We start from the raw sequence: 9,880 nt of genomic DNA on the forward strand, positions 1-9,880 counted from the left end.
CTAGCAAGCGCCGCTGAAAGAACGGTCGAAGGCTTGTGGGATAGAGTGGGACTCATCGAAGATCAATTCAAGCCAGCAGAATGTACCCGCTACCTACGCCACTGTGGTTACAATTTGACACTAGCATGAAAAGCGCTCTAGGAAATGTAATTATTTCCAATAATGGATTCCAGCTTTTAAGTGAATTACGTAATGTAAACGCATTAAGTATATCACACACAAAACTCTCAAAAGATAATATACGCTCATTGTCTTCCATTGGTGTATTTCGATTGCAGTTACCAAACTGCGGATTGAACGACGATCATCTTCCTTGCTTGAAAACGTTAAAATCAATCAAGTGGCTTGATTTACAATATAACTTTCTAAGTGATACATCAATTGATTTCCTGAAGAAAAAGCTCCCGGGCTGCATAGTCAATACGGTCACGCCATTTGATGAAAGTTATCCGGGCATTTTTGAATAAGGGGCGCATAACAAATAAATTCCCGGTGAAAACACACAAAAATGGTGCTAGCAGGCATTCTGGATATGAAATCCGGGTTCTTATTTTTCAAGCGATCCTAAATTACCTGAGTATGCGTCGCAGGGCAACCACATTCAGTTGCCACGTACCAAAATTAGTACCCATTAGGATTGACAAGGGCAGAACTAAAAAAATACACCGTAAAGAATTAAAAGTATCAAATATATTACAAATGCGACCCACGAATAAATCGCAAAATATCTGTACTTTTTTCCAACTGAATTCAAAGCTTCGGGATGAAAAATAAGCTGACTACCATATTTAAGGTATGATATACCATCATTCCTATTGCTGAAAATTTTAAAATAGAAATACATCGTCGCAAATCCCGAGATGAATAGAAGTACAAATAGTATTCCCAAAATATACATAAGGGTGGCTACCTATTTCTCATTGAATTACCGTTACAATCATTAGGCTGCTTCCCAGTCCATTTCCGCAACCGGCTCCGTGGGTGATATCAAAATTACCGGTTGGGACGCAGCGGATAATGCAGGCCATTTGCAACGGGGGAATTAAGCGTTTTGTCAATTACTTCCACAGTTTCGCCATATCGAAAAGGCATATTACGCAACGTAATAACCCCGTCTTCGAGGAGTGTGGTTTTCACGTGCTGTATGTTGATTATATTTTCCATGATATTCCTGGCGAAAAATCCCCACCCCCCCCTACGGCCCGCCAAAGACCTGAATCTGCTGCTGCCCATTGATAATGATCGTGTTGCCGGTGGCCGTATTGCGCAGGTGTTCCGGTTTCCACTCCCCCAGGGTGATTTCCTTGGTCTGGGGGGTGGCGTTGCGTTCAAAGGTGACTTGAATTTTATCCCCGGGAAATTTCTCGGAGACGATTTTGGTCAGGTCCTGGAAGGAATCGACTTTGGTCCCTTCGATTTGTGTGATCAGGTCACCCGGTTCGATCCCGGCGGCCATCGCGGCGGAGTTGGGCTGCACGGTGTTGACCAGGCAACCTCCGGTGGCCGTGGGATCGCTAGAGATCCCCAGCATCGCCCCGTTGCGGCGGTCGATTTCCGTATTAGGTAGCTGGGTTTTCAGTTTGGCCAAACCTTCCAGGGTGACCTTGGTCCCGTACATGCCTAACCGCGGGACTTGCTTGAGTTGGCCCAATTGGTCGATATCGCCGTCGCTAATAACCGGGCCAAAAAAACTGGCCCTTAGCAAAGTAGGAATCGTGCGCAGGAGTTGCAGATCCTCGGTGGTCCCTTTCCAGTCCTTGTGACGCAGGCTGATTTCACAGGCCTGGATCTCCCCCAATTCGCTGGCGGAAAGGATGTTACATTCCGCCCCCAGTTCTTGGAGTCGGGCAATGGTTTGCTTTTGGCGCAGGACGCGGCTTTTGGTAATGGCGGCTCCGGCCCGCTGGGCAAACCAATTTGTCTGCCGCTGCGTCATCGGCTCTAACGCCGCTTCCGCCGTCGCGGCTTCCAGGGGATTGGGCGACACCAGCGCGCTTTCTAATAGGCTTAAACAGCGGTGTGATTGCTCCAGGCTATTCCCCTGAATGGCGGCGGCAATGACCGGTATCGCATCCGCCCCCGCTTGTTGCAGATTTTTCATCGCCGCTTCGCGGGCGGCAAATTCGTCCGCGTCCAGTTGGGCCACCCAGGCGTGGAACTTGGCGGTTTCTTCGGGGGAAAGCGACGGCGGGAGTTTAGCCGCGGGGGGGGTAACTGCGGCAGGTGGAGTTGCGGGGGGAACGGTTTCGCCGGTGGGGGTGGTTATTGCGGATTCTTGTCCAAAGGCCGCGGTCCCGCCCCAGAGCGCCAGTGTCAGGCAAAAGCTTTTTAACCAAAAGCCGCTTCGCCAAATGAGCTTCATTCCCGAATAAAGAGAGTATTCGCTAGAGTATCGGCTGGCCATACGTAACCTCGTAAATAACGGTAAGTACGATTTTCATTTCTATTATAGCTGATTGCGCGGGAGGGATTAAGATCATTCCCCACAATCCGCGGCCCCTCTGGACGCCGTCCGAAAAGGAATGTTACATCCCCGTCCTGGGACAATCCGAGGCATTTTTCTCGGAACTCTGGCGAGTTCCGCTACGCTTAGGCCGGTTTGCCGGAACTCTGGGGAGTTCCGCTACTTGGGGAAATTTCTCCCAAGTTTGGCTTGCTCTGGCGGCAAATTCCCTCCATGATGAATTTGCTATCTAAAGGGTAATTATTTTTGCAAAGGATTGAGCCATGAAATTTCAACACTCTTTGGTCGGAGGCGTGGCTAGCTGTCTGCTGGTCGGAGGCGCATGGCCCCTCCTGGCACAGCAGGTGACCATCGGGGCCCCTTTCCAAAATTTTAACGATAATTTTCACGAGCAAGTCGGTGTGGGCTGGAATTTTGGCCTGAATACGCCTCCGCCGGTGGGATTTAATAATGATGGCGGTCCAGGAGCCATCGTTGGTTTAGGACTCAACGGTCAACCGCAACAGGGGATTAACTTTGGCTTTGGCGGGCCGAATCCCCCCGGAGTTCCCATTCCCGGCAATCCCGCGGCTCCCGTGGGCCAACTTGGCTGGCAAGTGCAGGGAAACGGCTTTCGCGCCGGTTTTAATGTCTTTGCCGGACAGGGAAGCAGCCGGTCGAATGTCTCGCAAACGCCGATGATCACCACGCTCAACGGCTATCCCGGGTATTTTTCGGCTACTACCCAGCGGCCGTTTGTGACCAGTGTCATTCCGGTGGTGGGGGGCTATGGGTCTGGCTTTGTGCAGCCGGTGGTCGTGTACCCCTCGGGCCAAATTCCCTGGCCGACCGGCGGGGGCCAAGCAGTGAGTCCGATCGCCGCCAAGCTGGAACGATTGCGGGCCGAGCTAGCAGCGGGCATCCCTCCCGGGGATGATCCCTCGGTAGGAAGGCCTTCGCGCGTGGGCGAGCAAGAACCCGAACCACAACCAACACCTCCCCCCCGCCCACCGATGCAGGATCCGCCGTTGATTTTGCGAAGGGCGGATGCCGAGCGGTAGTTGGGGGACTATTTATCTATTTTGCGTTTCCCGAAATACACATTCATCCTAATGCCGCTAGCGGCGTGAGCCATTTATGTCCGAGCGCGAACGTTGGATCGTTTACCCGTTATTGTTTTTTGCGTTAGGGACTGCGCTGCGGGAAAAAATTGGCTTTCCCGAAACGCGCACGATTTCCCAACAAATGTTGGCTGGCCAGGTTGTGGCGGAGGTAGTCCGCACCAAGCAACTGGTCATCGTCAATGACCAGCAGGTGCCGCTGGCGACGTTGGGGATTAACCAAAACGGCTCCAGCGGCCAGTTGCAACTGATGCAGACCAGTAAATATTCGCCGGGCGTGTCGGAACTGCGTTATATTGTGGGGGTAAATCCCAGCGGCGGGGTGGACATCCGTCCGCCGTTGACCGTCAATATTCCGGGAATGATGCTGTTGCCCACGATAGAGCAATCGCGCGAGCAGCCGATTCAATCAGGCAAACCGGGCAAACCGCTCGAGGTGCCGCCGCATCTCAAACAAGAAAATCCGCCAGTCCCCGACCTTAAATTAGAGGAGTTTTTGGATTTACCCATCAAGAAAAAATCGGATAAGTAGCCGGCAGCGTCCCGCTGCCGAACTGCCAAAAACTGGATAAGTAACCATCCGCGTCCCGCTGCCGAACTGCCAAAAGAAGGCAGCGTGCGTGCGTTGTCCATGCCGCACAAACTAGTAAACGCGATGATGATAGACGGCACCGGGACGGTGCCTGCTACGTTGCCCACGGCACCGGGACGGTGCCTGCTACGTTGTCCACGGCACCGGGACGGTGCCTGCTACCTTGCCTACGGCACGGGACGGTGCCTGCTACGTTACTCACGGCACCGGGATGGTGCCTGCTACGTTGCCCACGGCACCGGGACGGTGCCTGCTACGTTGCCCACGGCACGGGATGGTGCCTGCTACGTTGCCCACGGCACGGGACGGTGCCTGCTACGGTTCTCACAGCACCGGGACGGTGCCTGCTACGTTGCCCACGGCACCGGGACGGTGCCTGCTACGTTACTCACAGCACCGGGATGGTGCCTGCTACGTTGCCCACGGCACGGGATGGTGCCTGCTACGTTGCCCACGGCACGGGATGGTGCCTGCTACGTTGTCCACGGCACGGGATGGTGCCTGCTACGTTGCCCACGGCACCGGGACGGTGCCTGCTACGTTGTCCACGGCACCGGGACGGTGCCTGCTACGTTGTCCACGGCACCGGGACGGTGCCTGCTACTTTAATTTCCCCAGCGGCGGGCCCGGTAGATGATCAGCCCATGCGCCGCGTGATAGAGTCCACCGCATTCGACCGGGTCGTTTTTGGCAATTTCCATCAGGGTGACCAGACGCTCGCACGACCGTGTGACCCACGGTTCGGCCAGTTCCTGGTCGGTCAGGGCGGCGGTTAAAAATTCCAGGATATGCCCTGTCGTGCTGATTTTATCGTCGATGCGGGGAGCATTTCCGGGACGGGTAAAATAGTTGGTCGAAAAAGTCCCGTCGGCGTTTTGCTCGCGCTGGGCCTGCGTGACAAACTCCTGGATTCGGGCATGCACCACGGCCCAGGCGGGAGGGAGCTTGTTGACGTCTTGAATTTGATTTTCGTTGCGATATTGATTGAGCGCGACCGCCAGGGCATAAAGCCGATGCGTCCCCCCGCAGGATCCCCCCACGACGGGCGCTTGGGCCTCCATCAGGGCTAGTTTTTCGATGTTCCAGGTTTCGCCGTTGCGGTTTTTCCAGGTGTCGGTCAATTTCCAATAGCTGGGATGGCTGAGCGCCATCAGGGTCCAGGTCGCTTCCATGCCCGGCACCAGATCCCATTGGGCTTGGTTGCGCAGATCGGCGATGGTGTAACTTTTTTTCCCGATGACGATTTTATCCGCGGGGGTCAGGCCAGTCTGGGACAAATACCCCAACCACTGGTCGGGGTGCCCCTGCCCCGTTTTGGAGCCTTCCTCCACGGGGACTAAAACGCCATGCGCGGTGGGGCGCAAATTCCACCCCGTCAGCGGATTGCCCGCTTGCAAATAACCCAGCGCGGGGACAAGTTGGCCCTCGTGTTCAATCAGCAAGTCCGGGCCAAAGGCCAAAATCGCATGCACAATCTGCCAAGCCGCGTGATCGCGCGTATTGAGCCGCCGTTGGTTAAGCGTATGATCCACGATGGCGTCGATGCGCGTCTGCAACTGGCTGCTATCCGGCAATGGTTTGGTGGGGACGGGCGTCGCGCTGGAAATAAGCCGCGAATCGCAGCCACTGAGTGCTAGGCTGATCGCCATCATCCCGGCGTAAGCCAACCAGCCCGGAACTTGCCGGTCGGTTGATTGTAATTTTGAATTGTGTCGCATGATGACTAGGTGGGAAATCCTTGTGTGCCACTGCTGGCTTGCCCGGCAGTCCTAAATGGCTGGTGGGGAGGTCGCATGTGGCCAAATAGCCAGCCGGGGCCAGCCGTTACGTTCGTTATAATCGCGTCAAAACACCCCTTACAAACGGTACGGGTTGGCCCAACTTGCCTATTTCTAGAATCAGTTGGGAAACTCGGGGTGGACTGTCGATCTTAATCCGTGGAAATTCCCGCGTCTATTGGGTGAGAACCGCGGGCCGAGATATGCGGGTGGAAATGTAACCTGGTGCAACGTCATGGCCGCCCTCAGCAATCGACCGCAGCAACTCTCCGCAAATGTTGAATTTGCCCCTCCCGAAATTCTGATCATCGACGATGACCCGCATGTGGCGGGCCTGTTGGTGGATTTGCTGGGGGAAGAGTTGGGCCGGAATTGCCATTTGCACTGTTGCGGCACCCTGGGGGAGGCCCGGCAAATCCTGGCCCGCGCTCCGCGCATCGGCTGTATCTTGTGTGATCAAATCTTGCCCGATGGCCTGGGAACGGAATTTATTGCCGAGGTCTCGGCCCGTGGTTTGGCCGCAATTTTGATGACGGGGCACGGCAGCGAGGAAGTCGCCGTGCAGGCCATGAAGGCGGGAGCCTGCGAATATGTCAACAAAATCAAGCTGAGCGGCGTCGAACTGGCCAACATGATCCGCCGCGCTGTCGCCAGCGCGCGGGTGACGCGGGAAATCGCCGAACCAGCCCGAGAATTACGCCAGGCCCGCCAAGACCTGGATCACTTTTTACGGGCCATTTCACATGATCTGGGGGCGAATATGCTCCTGCTGGAAAGCTCCGTCGAGGCCCTCAAGCAAGAGCCTGAAGTCGAAAAAATCCCCGCCGCCCGGGCAAATTTTTCGCACATGGAGGCTTGTTTGCGGCAATCCAATAAATTCCTGGGAGACCTCGTCACCTTGGCCCGGACCGGCACAATCGAGATGCAGGCCGAATGCGTGCAACCCAGTCAGATCGCCGAACAGGTACTGTTTGAACAACGCCGCCTGCTGGAAAGTCGCGGCATTGAAGTAGAGTTACAGGGAGACATGCCCTCCGTGATGGTCAATGCCCTGCGGCTCAAGCAGGTCTTTACCAATTTGGTGCGCAACGCCGCCAAACATGGCTGCGCCGCCGAACAGCCCCGTATCCGCATCGAAGCGATAACCCACCGGCCAACGACCCTCGAACCAGCAAATTCGCGGGCTAATCCCGCTTTTGAACAGAATCATGATGTCTGGCTGGCGGTTCGCGATAATGGCCGAGGAATTCCCCCCGCGGATCGGGAAGGTGTCTTTTTGCCCGGCAAACGCCTGGCTTCCGCCCATCCCGAGGGGAGCGGCATGGGCTTGGCCATTGTTAAAAAAATCATCGATTTTTATGGCGGGCAGATTTTGATTGAAGACTATTCTTTTGAAAAACCAGAATTGGGAGGGACAAGCATGCTGTTTAGCTTGCCCCGGGGAGCGACACGATCTGAATCGTAGATAATTTCCGGCTTGCTAGCGAAAAGGCAAAAACCTTGGGCAAACACCCCCGCGGCTGATTGGCCCAACTTGAAGTGATAGCTTTAAAAGTGCACGAGAGCCGCTGGTGGGTTAAGAATTTTTCCGTTCCGCGCTCCGGGAAGGCTTGCTGAAAAAGGGCTTTCCCTGTCAAATGCAAGTTCATTGCAAAAAGCCCGCGGTCGCATTCTTGCAAAGCGGCAGCCCCGGCATTTTGCCCGCCCATCAAAAAACATTTGCATTCTTTGTGCCCTATGACGCCTGCTGGTTTGGCTGCGATTTATTGTGTGCTAATTGTGGGGGCGTCGCTCCTGGGGGGTTGGTTGCCCCGTTTTATCCGGTTGACGCATGTGCGGATGCAAGTGGCGATTAGCTTTGTCGCGGGGGTGATTTTGGGGATTGGGCTGTTGCACCTAGTGCCACATGCTTACTTTGCCTTGGGAAATTTGGACCATGTGATGCTGTGGCTCATGGCGGGTTTTTTGCTGATGTTTTTTTTGCAGCGGCTGTTTCATTTTCACACGCATGAAATTCCCGAACCGAACAGCCATTCGGATGGTCAGACGCCAGGAACGGATCCGGCAAATGTTGGTTTAACCATTTTGCCGACGACTGGGACAATTTCGCACCAGCATGGGCCTGAATGCCAACATGGAGAATCTGGACATCACCATGATCACGAGCATGCGCTCCCTACCGGCTTGTGGGGATGGTTGGGGGTGTTTTTTGGGTTGGCCCTGCATAGCGTGATCGATGGCTTGGCCTTGGGGGCGGCGATTCAGGCGGAAGCGACGGAGGGGATCGTTTGGGGGGCGGGACTGGGGTATTTCTTGGCCGTGTTTTTGCACAAGCCGTTTGATTCGCTCTCGATCACTAGCCTGATGCAGCACGCCGGATGGTCGGAGTGGCATTGCACGCTGGCAAATTTGGCCTATGCGGCGGTGGCTCCGCTGGGAGTGCTATTATTCTTTATGGGAGCGGCGCAGATTGGGGATCAATCGCTCTGGCTGGGGGGGACGTTGGCCTTTGGCGCGGGGGCTTGCCTGTGCATCGCAACGAGCGATCTATTGCCGGAATTGCAGTTTCACAGCCACCACCGCGTGGCCTTGTCAGTGGCATTGCTGTTGGGGTTGGGATTGGCTTGGGGGCTAGTCCTGGTGGAACAGCAGGGGCATGATCATAACAGCCATGGGCATACGGGAAATATTCACACGGGTCAGGGGCATACGGGACATGATCACTCCAGTCATAGCCACACGACTCAGGGAGATACGGCGCCAGGTGGCGATCATCATGACCATAGTGGGCATGACCACGGTCCGTAGTTCCGCCATGTGTGCCAAAATTCATTATAGAAAGCGTGATGAGTCCCCAGTTATCGGGCTAGGGCTTCTCGAAGATGGTGTCTCAGTTCCGCCGATGGTAGCGACGGATTGCTGTTAGACTTCAACCCCGCGCTCGGCCGCACATCACACGGCACCGGGACGGTGCCTGCTACGTTGCCTACGGCACCGGGATGGTGCCTGCTACGTTGCCCACGGCACCGGGACGGTGCCTGCTACGTTACCTACGGCACGGGACGGTGCCTGCTACCTTGTCCACGGCACCGGGACGGTGCCTGCTACGTTACCTACGGCACCGGGACGGTGCCTGCTACGTTGCCCACGGCACCGGGACGGTGCCTGCTACGTTGCCCACGGCACCGGGACGGTGCCTGCTACGTTACCTACGGCACGGGATGGTGCCTACTCCAATCCCTGGTCCGCGCGAATCATCGCCACATGGTCCATGAACAGCCCGATGAGCGCTCCTTGGGCCCGCAGGTAGCTCCCCTGGATAAAAAAACAGAGGCCCACCCAGCCAATGGACAGTAGCGCCGCCGTGTAATGCCAGACGATCCAGGTTTCGCTGGGAAAGCTGCCAGCGCGGGGGTCGTTGCGCAGCGGATCGGACAAAGCCCCGAGCGCGGCCAGCCCGACCAGACTCAGCATGGAGAGCACGCCCCAGGGAAAGCTTTTGCGCTTGTTGATTTGAGCCTCTTCCATCCATTCCTCCGGGACACCATACGTTAGGCCGACTTCCTTGCACCAGCGGCTGGTTCCGATCATATAGGTAATGGCCAGGCTATTGACCAGCATGACCAAAATCGCCGAGCCAATCCCCATCAGGCGATGCGTGTTGAGGTACGTCGTGGCGGGCCGGTGTTCCGCCTGAAATGCCTGAATGCGGACGGTGTCGCCGGACTGTTGGACCCGGTACGCCTGCCGCATGAGATCAGGATAATCGCCAATGGATAACCCGACCGCCAAAGTCGCCACGAGCATGATCAGGGCCACGACGGCCAACGGGGTAAATATGCGAATCACGGTGATTGATACAAAAGGGGGGTGCGGAAACGCGCAGGCCGCGTAGTTTTATAGCCCGCAAGCGTGGCAATACGTCTATTCTTAGAATAGCACCCCG

At 55.8% G+C, this 9,880-nt stretch carries 7 protein-coding genes; 4 read left to right on the forward strand and 3 right to left on the reverse strand.

Annotated elements, in window-relative coordinates; genetic code table 11:
• Positions 1-1,195: 1,195 nt before the first annotated feature.
• Positions 1,196-2,404, reverse strand: coding sequence for a PDZ domain-containing protein (locus tag SFX18_00580; protein MDX1961613.1), 1,209 nt, complete (start codon positions 2,402-2,404; stop codon positions 1,196-1,198).
• 323 nt (positions 2,405-2,727) lie between these two features.
• On the opposite strand from SFX18_00580, the gene SFX18_00585 reads away from it, so the two are divergent.
• Both SFX18_00585 and SFX18_00590 read left to right on the forward strand, forming a co-directional pair.
• Positions 2,728-3,504, forward strand: coding sequence for a hypothetical protein (locus SFX18_00585; GenBank protein ID MDX1961614.1), 777 nt, complete (start codon positions 2,728-2,730; stop codon positions 3,502-3,504).
• A gap of 76 nt (positions 3,505-3,580) precedes the next feature.
• Positions 3,581-4,096 carry a hypothetical protein gene (locus SFX18_00590; GenBank protein ID MDX1961615.1) on the forward strand — a complete coding sequence of 172 codons (516 nt, stop codon included), beginning with the start codon at positions 3,581-3,583 and terminating at the stop codon, positions 4,094-4,096.
• 665 nt (positions 4,097-4,761) lie between these two features.
• On the opposite strand, the gene SFX18_00595 is transcribed toward SFX18_00590, so the two are convergent.
• Positions 4,762-5,874 carry an ADP-ribosylation factor-directed GTPase activating protein isoform b gene (locus SFX18_00595; GenBank protein ID MDX1961616.1) on the reverse strand — a complete coding sequence of 371 codons (1,113 nt, stop codon included), beginning with the start codon at positions 5,872-5,874 and terminating at the stop codon, positions 4,762-4,764.
• Between the two features lie 295 nt (positions 5,875-6,169).
• Here SFX18_00595 and SFX18_00600 point away from each other — a divergent pair, with 295 nt between their 5' ends.
• Both SFX18_00600 and SFX18_00605 read left to right on the forward strand, forming a co-directional pair.
• Entirely contained in the window at positions 6,170-7,399 is a 1,230-nt protein-coding gene (locus SFX18_00600) for an ATP-binding protein (GenBank protein ID MDX1961617.1), read from the forward strand.
• A gap of 272 nt (positions 7,400-7,671) precedes the next feature.
• The gene (locus SFX18_00605) at positions 7,672-8,742 is read left to right on the forward strand and encodes a ZIP family metal transporter (protein MDX1961618.1); all 1,071 of its coding nucleotides are present in this window, start codon (positions 7,672-7,674) and stop codon (positions 8,740-8,742) included.
• 420 nt (positions 8,743-9,162) lie between these two features.
• Here the strand turns inward: SFX18_00605 and SFX18_00610 are convergent, their stop codons facing one another.
• Positions 9,163-9,783, reverse strand: coding sequence for a hypothetical protein (locus SFX18_00610; GenBank protein MDX1961619.1), 621 nt, complete (start codon positions 9,781-9,783; stop codon positions 9,163-9,165).
• Positions 9,784-9,880 lie beyond the last annotated feature (97 nt).

Source organism: Pirellulales bacterium, assembly GCA_033762255.1.
Lineage (GTDB): Bacteria > Planctomycetota > Planctomycetia > Pirellulales > JALHPA01 > JANRLT01.